This window comes from Psychrobacter sp. GW64-MNA-CIBAN-0177, assembly GCF_040309585.1.
In the GTDB taxonomy this organism is placed as follows: Bacteria; Pseudomonadota; Gammaproteobacteria; order Pseudomonadales; family Moraxellaceae; genus Psychrobacter; species Psychrobacter okhotskensis.
The window spans coordinates 46,021-68,176 of sequence record NZ_JBEOOY010000012.1 but is presented as its reverse complement, the minus strand read 5'-3'; the positions used below and the strand labels follow the sequence as shown (position 1 = coordinate 68,176).

General features: G+C 42.9%; 17 protein-coding genes and 1 other RNA gene. 9 read left to right on the top strand and 9 right to left on the bottom strand.

The features are described 5' to 3' along the window. From tssC to AAEY79_RS09185, 4 genes are all read right to left on the bottom strand, one after another. Positions 1–1,491: a type VI secretion system contractile sheath large subunit gene (gene tssC, locus AAEY79_RS09200; protein WP_101211385.1), complete on the bottom strand. Its 1,491-nt coding sequence runs from the start codon at positions 1,489–1,491 to the stop codon at positions 1–3. A 3-nt stretch (positions 1,492–1,494) separates the two neighbouring features. Further along, on the bottom strand, positions 1,495–2,007 hold the full coding sequence (gene tssB, locus AAEY79_RS09195) for a type VI secretion system contractile sheath small subunit (RefSeq protein ID WP_045448203.1): 513 nt from the start codon (positions 2,005–2,007) through the stop codon (positions 1,495–1,497). A gap of 27 nt (positions 2,008–2,034) precedes the next feature. Further along, complete coding sequence (locus AAEY79_RS09190) at positions 2,035–2,697, bottom strand: hypothetical protein (protein ID WP_156915646.1); 663 nt, start codon at positions 2,695–2,697, stop codon at positions 2,035–2,037. Between the two features lie 144 nt (positions 2,698–2,841). Next, a complete protein-coding gene (locus tag AAEY79_RS09185) occupies positions 2,842–3,312 on the bottom strand; it encodes a hypothetical protein (protein WP_025651836.1) in 471 nt (156 codons plus the stop codon). Positions 3,313–3,539: 227 nt separating this feature from the next. Between AAEY79_RS09185 and AAEY79_RS09180 the strand changes: the two genes are divergently transcribed. Genes AAEY79_RS09180 through AAEY79_RS09170 form a run of 3 tightly spaced genes read left to right on the top strand, consistent with a single transcriptional unit; the run spans position 3,540 to position 9,901 of the window. Beyond that, positions 3,540–6,491: a contractile injection system protein, VgrG/Pvc8 family gene (locus AAEY79_RS09180; RefSeq protein WP_352288089.1), complete on the top strand. Its 2,952-nt coding sequence runs from the start codon at positions 3,540–3,542 to the stop codon at positions 6,489–6,491. Next, a complete protein-coding gene (locus tag AAEY79_RS09175) occupies positions 6,484–8,994 on the top strand; it encodes a LysM peptidoglycan-binding domain-containing protein (protein ID WP_352288086.1) in 2,511 nt (836 codons plus the stop codon). The genes AAEY79_RS09180 and AAEY79_RS09175 overlap by 8 nt, the downstream gene beginning before the upstream one ends. Continuing rightward, positions 8,972–9,901 (top strand): GerMN domain-containing protein, encoded by a 930-nt coding sequence (locus AAEY79_RS09170; RefSeq protein WP_201615747.1) that lies wholly within the window; start codon positions 8,972–8,974, stop codon positions 9,899–9,901. The genes AAEY79_RS09175 and AAEY79_RS09170 overlap by 23 nt, the downstream gene beginning before the upstream one ends. Positions 9,902–10,437: 536 nt before the next feature. On the opposite strand, the gene ssrA is transcribed toward AAEY79_RS09170, so the two are convergent. Both ssrA and AAEY79_RS09160 read right to left on the bottom strand, forming a co-directional pair. Further along, positions 10,438–10,815: a transfer-messenger RNA gene (gene ssrA / locus AAEY79_RS09165) on the bottom strand. Between the two features lie 85 nt (positions 10,816–10,900). Continuing rightward, a complete protein-coding gene (locus AAEY79_RS09160; protein ID WP_352288083.1) occupies positions 10,901–11,572 on the bottom strand; it encodes a dienelactone hydrolase family protein in 672 nt (223 codons plus the stop codon). Between the two features lie 160 nt (positions 11,573–11,732). Between AAEY79_RS09160 and AAEY79_RS09155 the strand changes: the two genes are divergently transcribed. The 5 genes from AAEY79_RS09155 to AAEY79_RS09135 all read left to right on the top strand — a co-directional run bounded on the left by AAEY79_RS09155 (position 11,733) and on the right by AAEY79_RS09135 (position 16,965). Continuing rightward, positions 11,733–13,118 carry a glycerophosphodiester phosphodiesterase family protein gene (locus tag AAEY79_RS09155; protein WP_201575999.1) on the top strand — a complete coding sequence of 462 codons (1,386 nt, stop codon included), beginning with the start codon at positions 11,733–11,735 and terminating at the stop codon, positions 13,116–13,118. A gap of 365 nt (positions 13,119–13,483) precedes the next feature. Beyond that, a complete protein-coding gene (locus tag AAEY79_RS09150; protein WP_352288080.1) occupies positions 13,484–14,299 on the top strand; it encodes a response regulator in 816 nt (271 codons plus the stop codon). 82 nt (positions 14,300–14,381) lie between these two features. Continuing rightward, a complete protein-coding gene (gene creC / locus AAEY79_RS09145) occupies positions 14,382–16,142 on the top strand; it encodes a two-component system sensor histidine kinase CreC (RefSeq protein ID WP_352288077.1) in 1,761 nt (586 codons plus the stop codon). A gap of 110 nt (positions 16,143–16,252) precedes the next feature. Further along, on the top strand, positions 16,253–16,453 hold the full coding sequence (locus AAEY79_RS09140) for a hypothetical protein (RefSeq protein WP_101211734.1): 201 nt from the start codon (positions 16,253–16,255) through the stop codon (positions 16,451–16,453). 26 nt (positions 16,454–16,479) lie between these two features. Beyond that, complete coding sequence (locus AAEY79_RS09135) at positions 16,480–16,965, top strand: hypothetical protein (protein WP_352288074.1); 486 nt, start codon at positions 16,480–16,482, stop codon at positions 16,963–16,965. Positions 16,966–17,119: 154 nt separating this feature from the next. Here AAEY79_RS09135 and aroC read toward each other — a convergent pair whose 3' ends face one another. Next, complete coding sequence (gene aroC / locus AAEY79_RS09130) at positions 17,120–18,223, bottom strand: chorismate synthase (protein WP_025653042.1); 1,104 nt, start codon at positions 18,221–18,223, stop codon at positions 17,120–17,122. Between the two features lie 76 nt (positions 18,224–18,299). Continuing rightward, positions 18,300–19,475, bottom strand: a complete 1,176-nt coding sequence (prmB, locus tag AAEY79_RS09125; protein ID WP_025653041.1) for a 50S ribosomal protein L3 N(5)-glutamine methyltransferase — start codon at positions 19,473–19,475, stop codon at positions 18,300–18,302. A gap of 526 nt (positions 19,476–20,001) precedes the next feature. Between prmB and AAEY79_RS09120 the strand changes: the two genes are divergently transcribed. Then, entirely contained in the window at positions 20,002–21,402 is a 1,401-nt protein-coding gene (locus AAEY79_RS09120; RefSeq protein ID WP_037026291.1) for a L,D-transpeptidase family protein, read from the top strand. 297 nt (positions 21,403–21,699) lie between these two features. Here the strand turns inward: AAEY79_RS09120 and AAEY79_RS09115 are convergent, their stop codons facing one another. Continuing rightward, on the bottom strand, positions 21,700–21,912 hold the full coding sequence (locus tag AAEY79_RS09115) for a hypothetical protein (RefSeq protein ID WP_025653040.1): 213 nt from the start codon (positions 21,910–21,912) through the stop codon (positions 21,700–21,702). Positions 21,913–22,156 lie beyond the last annotated feature (244 nt).

The window sequence follows — 22,156 nt, the reverse complement described above, 5'->3', positions numbered from 1 at the left end:
TCAGCTGTTGCTAGACTGCGGCAGTTGAGTGACCAGACGCAAAGAAACAGACAATTCGTCAAGCTGAAAGTGTGGTCTCAAAAAGACCACGGACTTGTAGACACCAGGTTTGCCTGGCACTTCTACAACTTGTACAGAAGCTTCGCGCAGTGGGTACTGGGCTTTGGCTTCTTGTGAGGCTCCGTCGTCTAGCAAAACATAACGCGAAATCCAGTCATTCAAAAATGATTCGACATTGCCAGGCGCTAAAAAACTACCAACCTTGTCGCGCATCATTGCTTTTAGGTAATGAGCAATGCGTGATACTGCCATGATGTATTGCAGCTGAGTGGATAGCACCGCATTGGCATTGGCATCATCGTTTTGATACGTTTTGGCTTTTTGTACCGACTGCGCCCCAAAAAAGGCGGCATAGTTGGTATTTTTGCAATGCACTAATGGAATGAAACCCAAGTCACTTAACTCTTTCTCACGGCGATCGGTAATAGATATCTCAGTTGGGCATTTAAGCGCCAAGTCCCCTTCATCAGTCTTAAAGGTATGGACAGGTAAACCCTCAACCAAGCCGCCACCTTCCACACCGCGAATAGCCGCACACCAACGATAATCAGAAAAGGCTGAGGTCAATCGTGAAGCAAAAGCATAAGCGGCATTCACCCATAGATAATCATTGTGATCATTACCAGAGACTTCTTCAGTGAAGTTAAAGCCCTCTACCACTGTGCCATCTTTAGGATCATAAGGCAGACGACCTAAAAAACTAGGTACTGTCAGCGCCACATAGCGAGCATCCTCTGACTGTCTAAAGGCGCGCCAGCGTATGTATTCAGCCGTTTCGAATATCTTTGATAAATCGCGTGGGCGGCCAATATCAGTAAAGGAATCGAGTCCGAACATCTCAGCAGAAGCCGCCGACACAAACGGTGCATGGGAAGCAGCAGCAACATGAGACAACTGCTCAAGCAGATACATATCAGAGTTTTGGCGAGTAAATTCAAAATCGCCAACGATAGCGGCATAAGGTTCACCACCGAAGCTACCGAACTCTTCTTCGTATATTTTCTTAAACAGCGTGCTTTGATCAAAATCAATTGACGATTGAAAATCTTTAGTCAGTTCGCGCTTCGTAGTATTCATCATACGAATCTTTAGCATGGATTCCGACGGAGTCTGGCTACATAAATAATGCAACCCACGCCAGCTAGACTCTAGCTTTTGAAACTCGGGCGCGTGCATGACGGTGGTCAGCTGCTTGGAGATCAACGCATCAATTTGCGCAATACGCGCGTCAATCGATGCGGCTAAATTGTCTGATAATGTCACCGTGCCTTGCATGACTTCATTGGCCAGCTCTGCAATTTGCGACTTCGCGCGATTTTTTTCGTCATCGGACTTGGCAACGTTACTTTTATTGACGATTTCTTCGAGTAAGTCATAGCTCTCGCTATTCAATGGATCCGTTGCTATCTGCTGCTGGGCTTGAGCATTCATCGTTTAATCCTCACCGTCAGTTTGATTTTGTTCCGCCATTTTTTTGACTTGCTCAGTGTTCTTAAGCACGTCATCTAATAGGTCTTCAAGTTTTTCGTTGGCCGATATTTTGTTGCGTAAATCTGCCAAGCGATCTCGTGCTTGTACCAGTTGCTTTAATGGCTCAATTTGATCAGCAACCGCTTCAGGGCGAAAATCGTTGATACTATTGAATGCCAAATCAACTGCGAACTCGCCGCCTTTATCACTCAAGTCATTGCTTACTCGGAACGTCGCACGCGGTGCTAGACCTGACATCACCTCATCAAAGGTATCCAAATCTACTTCGACAAACTTTTTGTCTTTAAAGCGCGGTTGCTCAAGAGTAGAATCTCCTGAAAACTCTCCCAACACCCCAACGACAAACGGAATTTCTTTCGTTTCGATCGCATCGCCCACTTCAACGTCATAAGTCAAATGCACCCGAGGTGCACGTACTTTTGCCAGTTTCTTTTGTACACTGTCTTGCTTTGCCATAATAAGTTACCTCAGCAGTTTCTGGTTTCAACGTAATATACTGAATGGATCAGTAGATTTGGTGTTGCTACTTCTAGGGGATGATGGTTTAGCCGGTCTCTGAACAGGCTTCGCTTTTGGCACTGGACGTGACTTTTGTTTCACTGCTGCTTTTCTTTTAACAGGGGCGGCTGGTCTTTTGACGGCTGCGCGGCGCTTCGCGTTGGACACGCTTTTGCTTCTAGTCGATCGAGCCTTCACCACAGGCGCAGGTGGTTTTGGCAAAGACTCATCATAGTTAAAACCGTAGACTTCACCATATATCTTGCTAAGCGCGTGCTGATACTCAGTTAAAAATGCCGTATCCATATCATCCGTCAAGTAATCTGACTGTAATTGGCTCTGTGAGACAAGAGCACTGCTATTTATAAGGATGCTTTTGAGCGTGGTGGTGCTTTGACCTAAATCAATTGCTTCGCTCGCTGCGTAGACAGCATAAGCATGATAGCCATTGTTGGCGTAAATCTGAGCCAACAGCTCCCAAGCCAAAGAATCCTTCGGATTACGAGTTAGCCTCTGATTTAAGTCGGCAATCAATTGATGCAACTGCGGTGATTTTGCATCCGCATTTTTAAGGGCAGCATATTGGTTGATGATGCTTGACCCTGGATCTTGCTCTTGTATCGAAAGCTCACTATGAGCTGTACCCATAACCGATCCCATAATAAGTAGACCGGTCAAGATCGTCTTAGGTATTTTATTAGTGACTTTGATAGCGTTTTTAATACTTATCATCGTAAATCGGTGCTCGCTATTATTAATATGAGATGTATGCATCTGTTGACTCGATAATGGTTAATCAGCCGTACTAACCAAGGTCGTCATATTGGTTAAAGTGTCTTTGAATCTCGCTTTATCATTATCGTTCATCACCGCATTGTCACTATAAGCGTCAATATTACTCTCCGTTACTTTGACCGCAGAGAGCATAGCAAGTTGACGCGCTCCTACCAGCTGATCATCGAGACTCAATGCTTCGGTTGCCGCTCTTAATGAACGGGCGTACTTTTTTGATTGATAGTTGCTTTGAGCAATGGTCAGCCATTGCTGGGCTGTCACTGCACGCCCATCATCGACTTTCATAGCATCAGAAAGATAAGAGGGTGAAGGCTCATCCAACTGCTTAGCCACTGTTGGCTTAGAAACCGTTAAGGGCTGTGTGTTTTTCTTCGCGGCGCCACCGCACGCTGTCAGTAACACACTGGCACTGAAAATCACAGATAGCAGACCTACCCCTTTCAGCTTAGTACAATCAATAGAGTTCATAAGCAAATCATCATCATTAAAACAAAAAGAATAAGAGAAAGTATGACGTTATAATAGAATATATTTAGAACTAAAGTTCTTTAATGAAAAACTTGTTGCAAATCGATTATACAGATACTTGACAATATTTCAATAAACTCTATACTTTTCTTAGTATATATTTTAGCAGTGCTTACTTTTAAGCGACCGACTGTACCCTTAAATCTGCAGTCACGGGAACCTCCCTTATGCCTTCGCAAACCGCTCGTCTACACCAAATTACCGTTGATACCAATAATACACCCATTACCACCTTATATCCTGCTGCGTTCTCTTGGTCAAGCGCCATTGATAAAGTAGCTACTAGTCAGCTGTTGTTCTACTCACATGCTTTTATAGATTCAAACTCTTGTTTATCTTTGATAAATACATTTGTCTGCTTAAATACCCTTTCAGTTTCCCGTGAACCCAGTCATCGCACTGGGCTTATTAAAGCCGTCAACTACCAGCAGTCAGATGGCGCACTGCATTTTTACACGTTAGACATCGTCAGCCCCGATTGGCAATTAACCCAGTGCATTCATACTCGCAGTTTCATCAATCAATCTACGCTCGATATCGTCACTACCCTCTTTGCCGACTATGAATTTGATTGGCAGTTATCTGAGACTTTGCAGGCATCAGAGCGCTTGTCTTCTCAGCTTCCTATGCGCACCCAGTCGGATGTCAGTGATTGGGAGTTTATAACCGGGCTACTTGCTGATAGTGGTGTCAGTACCCTATGGATATCGGGTGATTCATTAGATAATTTAGGGTATCTGATGCTACTAAGCAGTTTTGATGAGACAGAGTTACTACCATTAGATTATCGTTATGCCCAGTCTTCTATCCAGTCAGGACAAGATACGGTTAATGAGCTACAAATGAGCACGCAGCAACTGGGTAGTCAGACGGTAATAGTAAAAGCAGATGGCTTAAGCGCGGATACTATTTATGAAGGCCAAGCCGCTGATGAGTCAGCACTAGCAATAGATGACACGACTGTGCTTTTAGGCGCGCCCTCACGCGTCGATAGCGATAGCGCAGCGACGGTGTTGGCACAGCAATGGGTGAATGCCAATCGCTGTCAGCGTGAACATTACCAAGCGACTGGTGCGATGCGAGGCATGGTGGTCGGTAGTCCTGTGAGTATTCATAATTTACCTACTATCGGTCGTTTGACTAGCTACTGTATCAGTACGCAGATGGTTGGGATTGAGCCGGACAGCGACAGCGTGTCTTATCATCATCAAGTATTTATCAAAGCGTGGTTACAACGTACGACGCAACAGAGCGGGATATTCCTCCCCGATCATGGCTTTGATATCGCTCGTGATACTGGGGTTTGGGTATCAGCGACGTTACTTGACGCCTCAATCCCCTACGCCCCTTATCCCAGTTCTTTGTCCTTTGCCAGTAGTACCTACCTAGGTCTCGCCCAAGCGCGTACTGGCAGCGCTACCACACCTAGCTATGACTCTAGTGTCAGCACTGATAATCTACAACAAACCATCACCACGCCTGTTTGGTCAGGTATCAGCCCTCACGATGACGGAACTACCCTGCCACTGCGCTCATTGCAGCTGTCATCGGGCGCAACCCATGGCTGGCAATTCGCCCCACGGCTTGGACAATCCGTCCTGCTTAACCATTGGTACGGCGATATTGACAGTCCAGTGATTAGCAGATCGCTCTATGACGGTATCGGTATGGGCGATATCGATGACAAAGACATCACCACTCGTGATGCAGGCTTATCTAATCGACATAACTTGCAAGGAGGATCTTCTCCTCGTTGGCATGGTGGTGGTTTGGGTCATTCGCAAATTAGTGAAGATGATACTCACAGTGGTTGGATTTCTGGTATTGCTCAATATGGGCTGACTTCTGATTCTGAGGTGACCATGAGCTTTGATGACACGCCTAATAAAGTCGGTCTCCAGTGGACGGTGAATACGGACAGCAAAGCCAATGCTGAGACACCAACCATCACTTCTAGCGCCACCTTTACCTCTGATGAGCATGTGCTTGAGCTTGGCATACTGCGTCATCGCTTTAGCAATCATCAATCAAGCGATAGCGGTCAAGGCATTAATCTGGCAAGCGACCATGGCTTACAAATCACCGGTGAGTCAGGCGTGCTGCTCTCCACTTTCGGTATCAGACATAGTCAAAGCGAGCACGAATCGGCTTGGGTTAATGATGCAGGACAGCGGCAATTAGGCTTAGGAGCTGAGCTGAGCGAGACGTTAGCGGAGGCTAAGCAGGCGCATCTACAATCGACCGAAGCGCTCAGTAATGCCCGAGCGTCAATAGAAGGGTTTAAAAGTACGGCGCAAATCATTGATGAGACGCTAGATACCGAAGTACTTGGCGCAGCCGATGTGATGCTGGTCAGCAAAGACAGCATTCTGGCCTCTGCAAATAATACCCTGTGGACGACGAAAACGATCGTCAGGCAATCAGGCGCTACTCAGTCGGATGTGGTGGCAGGCAATTATACGCTGACGGCAAATACGATTGACTCGCTCTCTGGGGTTGGTGGTCAAGCGGATCAGTCAGGGCTACATATCAGTGCGAATACCAAGCCTGTCGCGATACAAGCACAAGGCGGTGAGCTGCAATTGCATAGCCAACTTAGCATGACCATCGGTAGTGAGTCGGGTCAGGTGAATATCTCAAGTCCAAAGCGGATTAAGCTGCAAACCAGTGCAGGAGCGTCAATTACTATCGATGATAGCGGCATTAAGCTGGTGTGTCCGGGGGTGATTAAGATAAAAGCGGTGAAGAAGGGTTTGGTGGGTGGGGCAAGAGCTAATTATTCATTACCGATGATGCCTGAGACTGTTCCGTTGTTTAGTAATAAGCTTGATGCTTATGATTTGTTTTATCAGCACAATTTTAAAGATATCGAGTTCCAGATGCTACGACCTGATGGGCAGCTGATAGAAGGTGTATTAGATGAGCATGGACGTACCGCGCCAGTTATTAGTGATAAAGAAGAAGAGGTTGAAATACTAGTGGGCTTTAAAGATACGGATTGGGGTCTTGAGTTTGAACCTGACGAGGATGAAGAGACAGAAATGTCTGATGAAGATGATGGCAATGAGTTAAACGATTCTTTAGGCCAAGACTCTTATCAGGAGAGCAACGATGAGTAAAACTAAAAGTATTGTATTTCACCTCAAGTTTGTTGATCTTCTCAATAAGCCTTTTCCTAATTTATATCATGAAATTCGAGAAGCAGGACGCCTTATTAGTAGTGCTCGCTCTGATAGTGATGGTCTTGGCACGCCGATCAGCCGACCACCTGGCACTATACTAGTGGTTCATATTCGTCATCCGTTGACGAAAGAGATGATTAAGGTTAAGAGTTATATTAGTGTTCCTGCCAAAGAAGGTAAATACACTCTAAAAGCACCTTTTTATATTCAATTAGCCAAGCTCAAAGCACTTAGTGAAATTAGCGGCTCATACAAAAGAAGTACCCATAAAGTTGTGGCAGGTAAAGATGAGTACGAAGTTAAGAAAGGTCAAGATCTATACACCATTGCTAAAATGCATGACACAACATGGCAAATACTAGCGCAGCTCAATAAATCGACCATCAAAGACCCTGATAAAATAGTTCCAGGTCAATTTATTAAAGTGCCGCCAACGGGCAGTAGATTAACGGGCAAAACTAATGAGAGACCTGACTCATTAACCTCACAGACTCATTATAAAGTGAAAAAAGGTGAGACGTTATCTAGCATCTCACAAAGAAGTGGCGTGTCAGTAGAACAGCTTCAACGTATGAATGGGATAACTAACCCAACAACATTGCAAGCAGGTCAAACGATCAAGCTACGTAGCGATGGTTCAGCACAAACTCACACGACACCAAAACCCTCACCCACCCCCACTGCTAGACCCACGCCAAAGCAATCATCAAAACCGTCTTCTTCTGATGAAGATGAAGGGTTTTTCGGTGGTCTGCTTGAAAGTATAGAAGATGGTTTAGGCGCGTTAGGTGACAAGGCAAAAGAGGGTATAGAGGGTATCAATGACGCTATGAGCGGTGACAAACATGATAAACCTTCTGGTCAAGCGCCTGCAACTAGCACTGATTCAAATAGTAACTCCTCCAATTCATCTACATCAGGTAATTATACTATAAAAAGTGGCGATACATTGAGTGGTATTGCTCAAAAGCATGGTGTTAATACTAATGATTTAGCTCGTGCTAATGGCTTGAAACTAACCGATACTATTCATCCAGGTAATAAGCTAAAGATTCCTAAAGGTGGCTCTAGCAGTTCAAATACAGGTAACTCCTCTCAGTCAAGTAAAGCAGATAGTCCTGTTAACGTTACGACAAAACCAAGTAACAGCTCTGACGGTACTCCAAAGGATGTTGCTACAACAAATGGTGCTTGTATTTGTAAGGCGCATGATTTGATCTGGGGTAAAAATTTTAATTGTGATGAAAGGCTAAAAGTGATTGAGATATGCCAAAATCTATGGCCAAATAATTATTTAAAAACAGCGAATAATTTGATGGCTGTGTTTGCTTGGGAAAGTGGAGAGAAATTTGAGACAGGTGCTCCCAACCAAAGAAACTCTGGAGGGACAGGACTTATTCAAATAATACCATCTACATACAAAGACTTGACTGGTGAAGAGCCTATCCTAGAAACAATAGAAAATTATTGGGGTCATGGCAAAACCTTAAATAGAATTAAACAACTTGCTAATATGACTGTAATACAGTACTTAGATGTTGTTGAAAAATACTTTCAACCTATCAAAAATAAAGATTTAGAATTTATAGATTTCTATCTCCAAGTTTTGTTCCCTATCTCAAGTGGATTACCCGAGCACGTAGTTTTTGCGAGCAGCCTTAGTAAATTGGATCTACCTAATGAAAAACAAAGTAGAAAAATGGCTAGAGTAGCAGGTTATCCAAATAACCGCATGGATCCTAATGGCGATGAAATGGTAATGAAGTCTGAAATTGCACAGTCAGTTGAACATTACATAAAAGATGGTAAAAAGTATAGATCATTTGGAGCTTGTGAAAAATTTAGCGTTGTTGAGAAACCAGTTTCAAGTAGTAGTGACTGTCCTTCAAATATATTAGGTTGTTTTTGCAATAGAACAAAAAAATTACCAATGCGATCTGGTTTTCTAACTCATTCTCGTATAATAAAGCATCACACTCCTAAGCTTGAAAGAAGAAATTATACTAATAAAATTAAGAAAATAATTTTACATCGAACCGTGAATAGTTCAGCTCAATCAACATTTAACTCTTTTAATAGTGGATCAAAACCATACGGCACACACTTTGTAGTAGACAAAGATGGTAAAATTTATCAAACAGCCAACTTGAATAAACTTACTATACATGCTGGTAATGCAAACCCCTATTCAGTAGGAATTGAAGTTGTTGGTATGCCTTTAGCCCGAGATGGTAAAACGACAATGGGTACTAAGGATAGACCAGTCGTCAGATGGGAAAAATTAACTACTGACCAGACTCAAAGTGTTGCTTGCCTCACAAGATATTTACTTATTCATTATGGATTGGATCAATCTAATATAGCAGTGCATGAGGATGTTGCGGCTAAGACAGAAGGTGAAGGGAGGACAGTATACAATGCTATCAAAGACTATTTATAAAACTATAAGCGTATTATTAATTCTAGTATCTTTAGCTGCTTGTCAAGAGGAGGCTGAAGTTTACCAAACCTTATGTGTTGACACAGATACTACAGTTGCGAACGACATACCTGAAAAGGGTATTTTGTGGTCATTATCTACGGATGATATCAAACATCTGATACCGTTAATTACGCAAGAGTCATCTCGAAACATTTATATTATGAATTCTATTACTACTTGCGCAATGGAATTTGATGATATTAAAGTAGATAATAATATTTGTAAAATTGACTTGAATGCTGGGGCTTATGGTTATGCAGAATGTAATGATGGCTCTAAATACAGTTTCGGATGCTATCAAGAAGAGTGTGATCAGTACTTTCCATTTCCCTTTGAAGACGAAAGAGTATCTGATACAGAACCTCATCTTGCAAATGAACCCAATCCAATTATTGGAAAAGTATATGCCGAAAGCTATGAAAGCTACCTCAATAAAATGAATGGAAAATCTGTCGAAGGTAAAATAGCTGTAAAAATTTATTTTGAAAACTCAAATTCAGATAACTCAAGCTATGTTATTCGGTATGTGAGTAAAGATTCACCCCTAAAAAACAGCATCCAAGAATACTTGAACGGTTTAACACTAGAGGAGGAAAAACTAGGGTTTGAAACAAGTAATTTTAGTAATGATAGCTTTCAGGTGAAAATTGAAAATAATGTTGCTTTTATAAATTTCAGTGCTAATGATTTAGCAAGGGATCTAGAATCTCCTCAGCAAGTAATTGACTTCACCCATTCTATTAGCATGACCTCAGAGCAATTTGACACTGTCAACAGAACAGAGATTTGTGTTAATAATACTTACAACTATCAAATGAGTTTTTTTGCCAATGTAGATTCTGTAGACTGTCCTTTTAGCTTCTAGATCAACAATCTAGCTAATGACTTAAGCCCTGTTACCTCCATTCCTCAGTACGGTTACATCATCGCCCGTGACACTGGCGTTTGGGTATCCGCGCGTCTGCTAGAGTACTCCATTGCCTATTGCCCTTATCCCAGCGCCTTGTCTTTTGTCAGCAGTACTTATCAAGGTCTCGCCCAAGCACGTACTGGTGACGCAAACACTTCGTTCTCTCCAAGTTACGACTCAAGTATCAACATGCCCCCTGCTGTCAAATCCGTAGCAACAACTTGGGGGATTTTAGTTACGCAGCCTGACGGTAAAAGTCAAACTACACCTGTCTTGGCGATTTATACCTCATACCCTTTTGAATCCTAATTTGGTTGTAATACAGCTCGATTTCATATATTTAATGATATCGCTGATTTAGCTATGCTAAATAAACCTTAGAGATAAAATTGATCATTAACTTTGCAATTTATCACTATTTTGCACTAAAAACGTTAAAACCAAACCAAAAAAAGCCAGCCACCTAAGTGACTGACTTTATTTAAAATATTTGGTGGAGATGGCGGGAGTTGAACCCGCGTCCGCCAGCATTACGCTCATGAATCTACATGTTTAGTTTCTGTCTTTAGTTTTAATCTGCACCGATCCGACAGTCAGGATGGATTGGACGATTCTCTACTTTTGAACCCAAGCGATTGAGACAATCACTTGTGGCGAGCCTACATGCGGACGCTTCAACTTAGTTGACCAACTGTAGGTGATCAGCAACTAAGTAAACAGGTTTAAACCATGTAAACAGGGTTTAAGCTGCTAGAGCGTAATTTTCGTCGTTTGCGACTATAACAATATATGTTTGATTAACGAGAGGACATATACTCTCGACATGCATCATTGAGTTTCATTACCAGCGTCGAAGCCAGAACATCCCCAATAAGGTCATCTATTATATAGGACTTATACGTCGACTTTCAACCTATATAATATCTATATTACATTACGTTACAGCTGCACTCTCTAAGCCAGTACTTTATCGAGCCATTTACCGATATTTTGAATCTGCGGCATGCAAACTTGATGTGCCATCGGATAAGTATGATAAACAACATTATAGCCTTTAGCGGATAATAACTGCTGCGCCTGCTCGCCCAAAATTACAGGAACAACTGGATCATGCGTACCATGCTCAATCAATATTGGCATATCTTTATTAGCAGCGCTATAGCTAATATTATCATTAGTCGCTAGATAAGTAGAGAGTGTCATCAAGCCAGCTAAACGCTGTGGGTAGCCAAGTGCCACATGATATGCCACTGCTCCACCTTGCGAAAATCCTGCGATTACAATGTGTTCAGGCTTAACACCACGCTCTATCTCACGGCTGATCAAATCACGGATTTGCTGCGCAGACTCTTCAATCTGAGCGACATCGACTTTACGCTCTAGGCTCATCTCTAAGATGTCGTACCATGCTGGCATGACCATACCACCATTCACCGTCACTGTGCGCTTTGGTGCATGTGGAAAAATAAAACGCACTGCCATATCATCCGCTAAACCGAGCTGTGGTACCACTGGCTCAAAATCATGACCACTCGCGCCCAAACCATGTAGCCAAATAACGGCTCGATCTATCGTTTTTTTGGCAGGGTTATGCTCAACGATAACGCACTCTAGATATTCACTCATCATTTATCCTTAATAATATTCAAAAATTTAAATAGGGTTAAAGTTACAAAATAGGTTCGGTTGTCATCATTCCTTAAACATAACTCGGTACTTTGAGTGCTAGTTAAATGACAATAAAAGTTATTCTTATTATTTTGCACTTTTTATGGAGACAGTTTACATGACAATTTCGGATAATTCAGTGGCTAGGCTCAATCAACTTAAAAAATCGCCATTTAAAACAATCAAGCAGATCAGTATAGCGACGGCACTGGCTATCATTTGCACCCCATCGACGGCCGCATACGATATGCATAGTGGCATATTGGCTCAAACATCCACTCAAACTATTAAGCCCTCACTAAAACAGGCATCAAAAAACTTGCCTACTAAGCCTCAGTCTTATACTTATGGCGTGCGTCCATTATATTTGGTCAATGATATGGATGCAGGACCATTGAAAGATGAGCTCATGGCTTGCAGTGCGCAAACCCCTAGCAAGACAGATTTCTCGATTGCGCATCGCGGTGCGCCATTGCAACTGCCAGAACATACTTATGACAGCTATATTGCCTCAGCACAAATGGGCGCAGGCATATTAGAGTGTGATGTTGCTTTTACTAACGACGGTGAGCTGGTATGCCGCCACGCGCAAAACGATTTGCACACCACCACCAATATTCTTACCACCCCGCTAGCCAAGCAATGTACTGTGCCGCCCATCATAGATGCCAACGGTGTACTAACCAATGCAGACAGCATTGAATGTCGAACGTCAGACATTAGTGGCAGCGACTTTAAAACCCTGACGGGAAAAATGGACGCAGTCAATAAAGAAGCCACCACCCTCAGTGGCTATATGAATGCAACTGCTGCATGGCGAACCGATTTATACTCACAAAATGGTCAAGTGTTAACGCTAAAAGAACATATTAAACTGGCACAAAGACTAGGTGTGAAGCACACGCCTGAGCTGAAGTCTCCAGTGGTCAATATGCCGTTCAACGGCTATAGCTTAGACGCTTATCGTCAGCAACTTATCGACACTTATAAAAGTGCAGGTGTGGTAGCCAGTGACGTGTATCCACAGTCATTTAATATTGAGGATATAGATTATTGGATCAAAAATGACCCTGCTTTTGGTGCTAACGCTATTTATTTAATTGATGATAGCAATGAGACAGCAATTGGTAAAACCTTTGATAAAAACGACCCCGCCACTTGGAAGCATCCACTGGCCAACATAAAAGCACGTGGTATAAAAACCATCGCACCACCGCCTTGGATATTGGTTACTACTGATGCTAACGATAAAATGATACCATCAGCCTATGCCAAACAAGCCAAAGCGCTTAACTTAAATATCATTACTTGGTCAATTGAACGCTCAGGGCCGTTAGCGGCAGGCGGCGACTGGTATTACAGCGACTTAGGCAAAGCCATTAATAATGATGGCGATATGATGAGCTATATTGATGTGCTGGCGCAAGAGGTTGGCGTGAAAGGTATTTTTTCGGACTGGCCTGCAACCGTCACCTACTATGCCAACTGTAAAGGCTTAAAATAGTATGCGTTGAATCAAAAAACGTCGTTAGAAACTACCCGTTTAAAAGACCAACTTAGCATTTAAAAGATCAACTTAGCATCGATTGAGTTGGTCTTTTTTATTAATGCTTTTAATGAATAATTTAAAATATTTGAAGTTTTTTTTGATAGTATCGGTACTATTTAACTATCATACTTCAGCTTTTCCATCAATTTTTCACAGCGATTGATGAGTGCTAGCAAAATGTAGCACTACTTTTATGCTACGATAATTTAATGGATTGATACTTACTGTATGACACCTTATTAACATTTTCCAATCTTTGTAAATATAGCTGTGATTGACGCTACTTTAGCTTAATTTTTTTATAAAACGATATAACGCTTATGACTCATATTTTATTGGTAGAAGATGATCCCGCTATTGCTATGTCGCTTAAAGTGACTTGCAAGCGTGAAGGCTGGCAAATCACTTGGTTAGATAATGCCAGCAGCGTACTACCGTTGCTACGTAGCGAAAAAGCGCAAGATTTATCAGCGATTATCTTAGACGTAGGGTTGCCAGACGGTGATGGTTTAAGCCTATGCCAGCAGATACGTCATGCGCCTGATGTAGGAACGCTCAAGGATGTGCCTGTGGTATTTTTGACTGCACGTAGTGATGAGGTCGATCGTATCTTAGGTTTAGAGATGGGCGGTGATGACTATTGTGCCAAACCCTTTAGCCCTAGAGAGTTGGTCGCCCGCCTAAAAGCGATTTGGCGACGTGAGCAATTACTTTATGAGCAGGCTGCCAACAACCATACAGTAACAGCAAATAATAGCGCCGACCACGCTTTATCTAACAATACTTCACTAAGCAATGGCTCTTCTAATAACATGTCGGGGCAAGCGCTGACGTTTGATTGTCAGTCTGGTATCTGGCATTATCAACCGCTCAATTACTCGCTACTGTGGCAAGAGCAAAAGCTTGAACTGAGTAACACTGAACGCAAAATCTTATTGACCTTATTAAAAGCGCCCAATCAAGTATTTAGCCGTGAACAGCTACTCAATGCTGTCAGTGATTATCCTGACCATCGCTTGGCACGGACGATTGACAGTCATGTCAAATCCATTCGTAAGCAGCTGGCAAGCGTCGATTCTAGCATTGAAGTCATTCATACCCATCGTGGTCTTGGCTATGCGTTATGTCCAGCTTAGGCTTTGATGTTCATTCGCTGCTAAATAGTATATTTATACGCTCAAAGCGACCTTACCGAGTACTAATAGCAGTATCAAACCTATGACTCATCAAACCAATAATAGTGCTAATACCAGCCAAAGTAATTGGTATGCAAAACTGCATCCCATTGGCACGGCACAACAAACGGCTGACCCAAAAAAACTGCTGAATTTAAGTATCTTTTTTAGGATCTGGTTGGCAGTGGCTTTAGTGCTGATTATTTGCGGCATCGTCGTGTTTACTCAGCTTTTTAGCTACGTCAAGCCGACCGTGCAGCAAGTGATTGAGGACACGCTCTTAGACACCAGTAAACTACTAGCAGCCAGCCTACAGCAACCACTGCAATCAAAAGAGCTGTACGATGAGGATTATCAAAGCCAACTTGATACTGCATTTATTAATACCTTAGCAAACAACAATATAACCCGCCCAGACATCAAGTATGATGAAAAAACCTATAGTAGCTTTCGAGTCTATGTCACAGACAAGCAAGGCACGGTCATCTATGATTCATTCCGCACGCCTGACAATGCTGAAGGACAGGACTATAGCCGCTGGAATGATGTCTATCTCACCTTAAAAGGCCAATACGGCGCGAGAAGTACGACACGAGATCACAATCAGCGCGATGGTACGGTCATGTATGTGGCGCAGCCAATCAAGGATGAGGCAAGCAATATAATTGGCGTCGTTAGCGTCGGTAAGCCAGTCGCGAGCGTGCTGCCTTACTTGGACAATACTCGTCGGCGTATGCTGATTACTGCCTTGCTCATTAGTATTGTCGCTCTTATTTTAGCTGGGCTCGTGGCATGGTGGCTTAAACAAAGCATCAGCCTTGTGACCCAATATACCAAGGCGCTGGCAGAAGACACCAAAAAGCCCTATTTTTACTTAGGTCATGAGCTCAATAGCTTGACCGATACCATTGAAACCATGAAGCATCGCTTAGAGAATAGAGGCTATGTCAACGACTATGTGCATACGTTGACCCACGAGCTAAAAAGCCCGTTGACGGCCATTCGTGCCAGTAGCGAGCTGCTAGAAGACGACGGCTTGGATGAAGACGATCGGCAGATACTTATCCAAACCGTTGGTGAACAAAGTATAAAAATGCAGCAATTAATCGATAGGCTACTGTTACTCGCTAAGATTGAACAACCGACCTTTAAACTGAATCAACAACTTACTCCCTTATTACCGTTGATGCAGAGCCTTGCAAAAGACAATACCGCGAAGTTGCAACAGCAGCACCTAGCCCCTATTCATATCTATGTAGATGATAAAGTAGTTAGTGAATCATCACCTTTAAACGCAAATATATCCGCTCATATTAACGTTTTTGCCGATCAATTTTGGTTGGTACAAGTGCTGCAAAACGTCTTGGACAACGCCATTCATTTTGCTGAAAGCACAATCAACATTTATATTCACCGCTCAGCACAAAGCGTCAAGATCGATATATTTAACGATGGTCAGTTATTGCCAGATTACGCGGTGACTAAAGCGTTTGACCGCTATTTTAGCTTGTCTCATCACGGTCATGTGCATCACGATCACTCACATAACAGCCACCCACATAACAGCGATGCTACTTATGGCGTTGGCCAAAACGCTAATGAAGCAGATTCCTCTACCGCATCCGCGCCTACACCCAAAAAGGGCACAGGACTGGGGTTAACATTGGTCAAACAAGTCATCGAGCATCACGGTGGTCAGGTCGCTATTAATAATATTCATACGCATAGTGAGGGAGAATTTGCGGGTATCAAGCAACGTTCTGGGGTTATGGTCAGCATTACCCTACCCTTGGCTCAAGAATAAAAATTTATGACAATTCATTAAACTTCCATCATTCCTACACAGGTTTTCTATCTCTTTATTTTATGATGCTGTTATTCAAATTCGTCATCAACAGTAAAAGTAGAAACACTATGAAAAACCTTATTAATCAAACCCAAGTTCTAGAAAACTGTTTAGGCGGTAGTCGTCATTTTTGCCTACAAGCGCTGTCATGCGAAGGTATTGATAGTATTGATTTTGGGCATTGGCTAGCCATTCCTAGTCAGCAATTACTTCTGGTGTTTCGTCATCAGCAATGTGTGGCGGTTAATGATTATCCATTGCTTGCTTAAATCACTAAGTGCCCAATATGGTTAACATGTCATCACTAAACAAACCACTAAAAGTATTACTACTATTTCTTGTAGTATGGTTTATTTACAGCGAATTTTTTGCTACTCATATTAAATTAATCAATAAAACAAACTATGATATTTACTCAGTAAAAGGCGAGTATCTTTCTAAAAGCACAGACGTAAGCTCAGAAGAGATAGATAAACAACAAAGGTTAGTTATCACACCTAAAAGTGAGGAGCAGTATTCAATTCGTTTTAGCGCGCAAACAGCAAATCACCCAATAGACATCTCAATAGGTTGGGATACGCGCGTATATGATAATAATGGCGACCGTATCTCAATGATAGACAGTCAAGGTAGCTCCTTCATATTTTCAGAAGATGGCTTTTGCGACTACGACATCATTATTCATGAGCAATACGCCGAAGCTAAAGGATCTAACAAGAATTTTTGTTATAGAAGAATACTCTTACATTCCGCTAAAAATATCATTGTCACAGAAGGGTAAATAGCTTCAAGATATAAAAGCTGAGTGGTAAAGTGCATTACGGTTAGATCACTAAATAGCTTATAAGTTCTAAAATAGAAAAGTCTTTTACCTTATCAATGAAATCCATCAACAGGGAAAAGACTTTTCTTGAATAATTAGCGAAATCAAACCACTAAGTAATCGATTCTACTGGTGGCTTTACATCCGCATTTTGACCGCGATGGCGCAGATAGTGATCTAGCAAGACAATGGCTAACATGGCTTCTGCAATCGGCGTGGCACGGACACCCACGCAAGGGTCGTGGCGACCTTTGGTTAGCATCTCAATTGCTTCACCCTCTGTATTGATGCTCTTGCCAGCGGTAGTAATACTAGAGGTTGGCTTGAGCGCGATACTGACCCGAATATTTTGACCCGATGAGATACCGCCCAAAATACCACCAGCATGATTGGCAGTAAAGCCGTCCGGCGTCAGCTCATCACGAGAGCGATGACCAAACTGCCCTGCGACCGCCATACCATCACCAACCTCAACGCCTTTGACAGCATTAATACTCATCATTGCATGAGCAATGTCCGCATCGAGGCGATCAAATACTGGCTCACCTAAACCGACTGGAACACCGCTAGCAATAATCTCTAGACGGGCGCCGCAGCTGGTGCCTTCTCGGCGCAAGCTATCTATCAAGGTTTCAAAACGACTGACGGCATCAGCATCCGCACAAAAGAACGGGTTGCTATTGACAAAGTCCCAATCGATTTGCTCGGGGTTGGTGACCTGACTATATTCATTACCAATCTGCGTCACATGGCCATGAATTTGTACGCCCAAGCGATCTTGCAGATACTTCTTAGCGATAGCGCCCGCCGCCACGCGCATTGCAGTCTCACGCGCCGAAGAGCGACCGCCACCGCGATAATCACGAAAACCATACTTCATACTATAAGTATAATCGGCATGACCGGGACGGAAGGTGTCTTTGATTTCGCTATAGTCTTTGGATTTTTGATTGGTATTACGAATCAGCAGACCAATAGAAGTACCTGTGGTTTTGCCTTCAAATACACCAGAGATGATCTCAACTTCGTCAGACTCGCGGCGCTGGGTCGAGTACTTAGACGTGCCCGGCTTTCGGCGATCCAAATCAATCTGCAAATCTTCTGCGGATAATGCTAAACCCGGTGGCACGCCATCAACGATTGCCATGAGACCGGCACCATGCGACTCACCGCAGGTGGTGACCGTAAAAACTTGCCCGATACTATTGCCTGCCATATTTATCCTTAAACAAGTAAACGTAACTTATGCTTATTTGATCAATCGTTTGTAATTTTTGACTGCTAATTTATACTTATTTATGACTGTCTAACATCTGCACAAAAGGAGCGAACAGCTGACGATGTGCCATTAGCTCATCATAAGTAATCGCAAACACCCCATGACCACCATGAGCGAACTTTAACCAGTCAAACTGAATCTCAGGATAGGCTTGCTTTAACGCCCACTCACTATCACCCACTTCACAGACCAGTAAGCCTTCTGGACTGAGATAGTCTGGCGCTTCAAAAAGAATGCGGTGTACCAAGTCCAGTCCATCTTGACCAGCTGCTAGCGCATGCTCAGGCTCGTATAAAAACTCTGGTGGCAAGTCTGCCATGATAGCAGCATCGACATACGGCGGATTGGTAACGATCAGCTCGTATTGATTTTCAGCAGGAATCTTGGCAAACAGATCCGACTCAATCACATTCACTTGATGGCCAAGATCATGATGATCGACATTGACCATCGCCACTTCAAGCGCGCCTTTATCAATATCTACAGCATCGACCAAGGCATCGACGAAGCGCGTCGCCAAGGCAATAGCAATACAGCCAGAGCCGGTGCATAAGTCTAAAACACGCTCAGGCTGTGATAGCTGCTTGACATCCAAACCATGATCATAGAAGGCAGTAGCCTTATCATTGACCGTCATACCCAGTGGCTTCGCCAGCTCATTGACATCAAAATACGGATGGAACTGTTGACGTATTAATTCTGCTACAGGCGAGCGCGGAATGAGCACGCGCTCATCAACATAAAAAGGCAAATCACAGAAGTAGGATAAATTGATCAAGTAGCTTAAAGGCTTACGCTCAGCGATACGCTCTTCTAACAGGCTCAATACCAATTGCTTCTCTGACGTGGTCAGCCGGCAGTCTAGAATCTGCTCATTCGCGGACCAATCTAACGACAACGAGTGCAATACAATCGCTGATGCTTCAGCAAACTCATCTGTCGTGCCTTGAGCCACGACCACATCATAGTTACGAAGTTGAGTGACCGAAAAACGTATAAAATCACGAATACTAACCAGTTGCTCGCGCGCTTCTTCGAGCTCTGCATGCAAGTTGGCAAATTCATCGTGCTCACCGAGAAGGCCTGTCTTCAAATCGTACTCCATCTCACCGTCCAAGCCCTTAGGCTCAGTCTCATTGAAGTATTGGTTTTGAAACTCTTCTGCGCTCATTGTTTGGTCTTCTGACATATCGCACCTTGCTGATTACATGTTCACTGACTACATGCGGATGGGTTAAATCGCTCTCTATAAAAAGCCGACTTATTAAATAATAATCTAGCCCTACATTATAGACGCAAACACTAGGTTGCGCCAATCACTGTGTTTTTTAGTTTACTAAAAACAGAAAAACACTGAGTGTATTGAGTTAGGCCATGTTCTCATGTTAAAAATGGTCATAAAAATGAGATAAATTGCCGTCAAACGAGGAAAATAGCACAAATAATATCGAGATATTAATCAGCTGTTTGACGACGTTTGGCAAAGTTTAGCCATTTTTAGCCCATTTAAACACAAGCGCTTGGATTGAAAACACGCCCTAGAATCTAGCAAAAATCCATACACACCATGGCTAAATTATTGCCCAACTGTAGTGAATACGTCAGCAGTTGACGTTTAGTACTATATAGGTATAAAAATATGTGTCAAAAGTTTGCGAAGCGTCTCAATTATGCGCATAATAGCCGCATTAGTAGCAACCACAAGTAACTTAAATATGATGAAAATAAAGCCTCTTATTACCGCCATATCTATCGTAGTCGTTAGTGCCAGCGTGAGTGCGCTTGCCGCCACCGCTGATAATACTCGCTCATTGCCAGTACGCACATCCGACTCCATGCCTAGCCTCGCTAAGAAAGTGAGCCTTGATGTGCAAGAGAATCGTAGCCGCTCAGTCGATGGTCGCGCTCCCGCCACTACTGCTAAGCCAGCTGACCGCATGACGCAATTGATTGATTCAAAGCAAGGCCAAAAGCCGATGGCAGCCGCTCAATCGAGCACTGCTGATAATATGAGCGCAGAAGAGCTGACTCGTAAAGATGAGCAATCTGACAGCACTGATGATATTAGTGAAGGTCAAGCCGTTGCCGCCCCTAGCGATGTCTCATCTATTGACTCCTCTGACCCTTTGTCTTTTGAGTTACCTGAAAGCGAAAAGCGTCAAGATTTTAGCGATGACCCTACCATCAAAAACATCGAAGACAAAGATGGTAAAAGATACACCACGCTAAACTTGTCCAACTATGCCAAACAAGTCAATGATGCCGTCTGGTCACCAAGCATGAAGGTCAACTCAGCGATGACTATTAAAATGCAGGCATTACTCGATTGGAACCATGCTTCACCGGGTCCTATCGATGGCGGCTGGGGTATGAACAGTAAAAAAGCCTTGATCAACTTTCAAACCATGAAAGGTTTGCCAGCAACCGGCAAAATGGATCAAAAAACATGGAATGCCTTAATCAAAAACATTCCTGCCAATAAGCCCGTGTTAGTGACTTACACACTGACTGAAGATGATCTCAAAACCAACTTCGCGCCTACCCCTGCTGGCTCAGAAGCGAAGTCGAAAATGAAAGGTTTGTATTATCAAGATATCAAAGAGATGCTGGGCGAACGCTTCCACATGGACGTACGCTACTTAGATAAGCTAAATAAAAATAAAGCTTACCAAGCTGGCGAAACCATTACAGTCCTTAACACCCGTGGACCGCTGAATCAGCGCATCAACCGCGTTGTCGCCAATAAAGCAGACAAAACATTGTACGCCTACAATGATGACAAATTGGTCGCCACCTACCCAACGACTATTGGTAGCGATGCCACACCGTCTCCACAGGGTACTTTCAAAATTATCAACAAGGTAAAAATGCCTTGGTATAAAGCGACTGTCGGTGACGGTGCTCAGAAAAAGGTTCATATGCTGCCACCAGGACCGAACAACCCTGTCGGTGTTGTATGGATGGGCTTGTCTAAACCGTCTTATGGTTTGCATGGCTCGCCAAAACCTGAAGGTATCAGCCGTCAAGCATCAGCAGGTTGTGTACGTTTGACTAACTGGGATGTACTAGAGGTGTATGCCAACATTGAGAATGGCGCAACCGTTGTCCTAAAATAGTTTAGTTTAACAAAATGCTCAATGAAAAAAAGACCCTGTTAAGAGGGTCTTTTTTTATGACTGAGTTTCACTCAATTTTTAGATACTTACTATCAGAGAGCAGCAAAACAGCTTCCTAAAGCAGCGTCTTATTGGCGCTTTTCTTATGATACATCCACGCTTACTCTACAAAGTAAGCTTTCCGTATTTAACGTGCCAATGTAAAGTAACGGTATAAAATAACGATGTAAAGCACTCGCTTAGAGCATCAATTTAAAATATAACCCGTAAAGTAAAAATTGCCCACTGCCCTATGACTTATACTTTATAGCCTTCCTCATTACCAGTGATGCTGCCTACTTTTTTGGTAAAGTACAATCCTGCAGGAATAGAGATCAAGATACCTGCGGCTACTGCCATTTGGATATGTGGAATCTGATTAAACCCTGTAACCAAGGCGCCAATCATGAATACGCCAATGGTGACGGTTGCTGCTATGGAGTAGATGACAGAAAATAATGGCCAGTTCATAATTTATTCCTCATTTTTGTTGTGGGTATACTCCCTTTATACACTAAATCCACAAGGAAAGTAAGTATTTAATCCAAACCTTTAAGCCAGTTATAACGGGTGACTCAGCATAAAAGCCTTGTTATAATAAGGGAATTATCTGCAATATTATTTATCGTAAAAAATCGTAAAGTATGATGCTTTTATCAGTATTAGTTGATTTCCCATCCGCTTACTTCTCGCCTGCCTAGTCGCAAAAAACTCC

What these genes read in the sequence shown, in the direction of transcription:
- tssC (WP_101211385.1), bottom strand. Translation starts at nt 1,491, where the DNA reads ATGAATGCTCAAGCCCAGCAGCAGATAGCAACGGATCCATTGAATAGC.
- tssB (WP_045448203.1), bottom strand. Translation starts at nt 2,007, where the DNA reads ATGGCAAAGCAAGACAGTGTACAAAAGAAACTGGCAAAAGTACGTGCA.
- AAEY79_RS09190 (WP_156915646.1), bottom strand. Translation starts at nt 2,697, where the DNA reads ATGGGTACAGCTCATAGTGAGCTTTCGATACAAGAGCAAGATCCAGGG.
- AAEY79_RS09185 (WP_025651836.1), bottom strand. Translation starts at nt 3,312, where the DNA reads ATGAACTCTATTGATTGTACTAAGCTGAAAGGGGTAGGTCTGCTATCT.
- AAEY79_RS09180 (WP_352288089.1), top strand. Translation starts at nt 3,540, where the DNA reads ATGCCTTCGCAAACCGCTCGTCTACACCAAATTACCGTTGATACCAAT.
- AAEY79_RS09175 (WP_352288086.1), top strand. Translation starts at nt 6,484, where the DNA reads ATGAGTAAAACTAAAAGTATTGTATTTCACCTCAAGTTTGTTGATCTT.
- AAEY79_RS09170 (WP_201615747.1), top strand. Translation starts at nt 8,972, where the DNA reads ATGCTATCAAAGACTATTTATAAAACTATAAGCGTATTATTAATTCTA.
- AAEY79_RS09160 (WP_352288083.1), bottom strand. Translation starts at nt 11,572, where the DNA reads ATGAGTGAATATCTAGAGTGCGTTATCGTTGAGCATAACCCTGCCAAA.
- AAEY79_RS09155 (WP_201575999.1), top strand. Translation starts at nt 11,733, where the DNA reads ATGACAATTTCGGATAATTCAGTGGCTAGGCTCAATCAACTTAAAAAA.
- AAEY79_RS09150 (WP_352288080.1), top strand. Translation starts at nt 13,484, where the DNA reads ATGACTCATATTTTATTGGTAGAAGATGATCCCGCTATTGCTATGTCG.
- creC (WP_352288077.1), top strand. Translation starts at nt 14,382, where the DNA reads ATGACTCATCAAACCAATAATAGTGCTAATACCAGCCAAAGTAATTGG.
- AAEY79_RS09140 (WP_101211734.1), top strand. Translation starts at nt 16,253, where the DNA reads ATGAAAAACCTTATTAATCAAACCCAAGTTCTAGAAAACTGTTTAGGC.
- AAEY79_RS09135 (WP_352288074.1), top strand. Translation starts at nt 16,480, where the DNA reads ATGTCATCACTAAACAAACCACTAAAAGTATTACTACTATTTCTTGTA.
- aroC (WP_025653042.1), bottom strand. Translation starts at nt 18,223, where the DNA reads ATGGCAGGCAATAGTATCGGGCAAGTTTTTACGGTCACCACCTGCGGT.
- prmB (WP_025653041.1), bottom strand. Translation starts at nt 19,475, where the DNA reads ATGTCAGAAGACCAAACAATGAGCGCAGAAGAGTTTCAAAACCAATAC.
- AAEY79_RS09120 (WP_037026291.1), top strand. Translation starts at nt 20,002, where the DNA reads ATGATGAAAATAAAGCCTCTTATTACCGCCATATCTATCGTAGTCGTT.
- AAEY79_RS09115 (WP_025653040.1), bottom strand. Translation starts at nt 21,912, where the DNA reads ATGAACTGGCCATTATTTTCTGTCATCTACTCCATAGCAGCAACCGTC.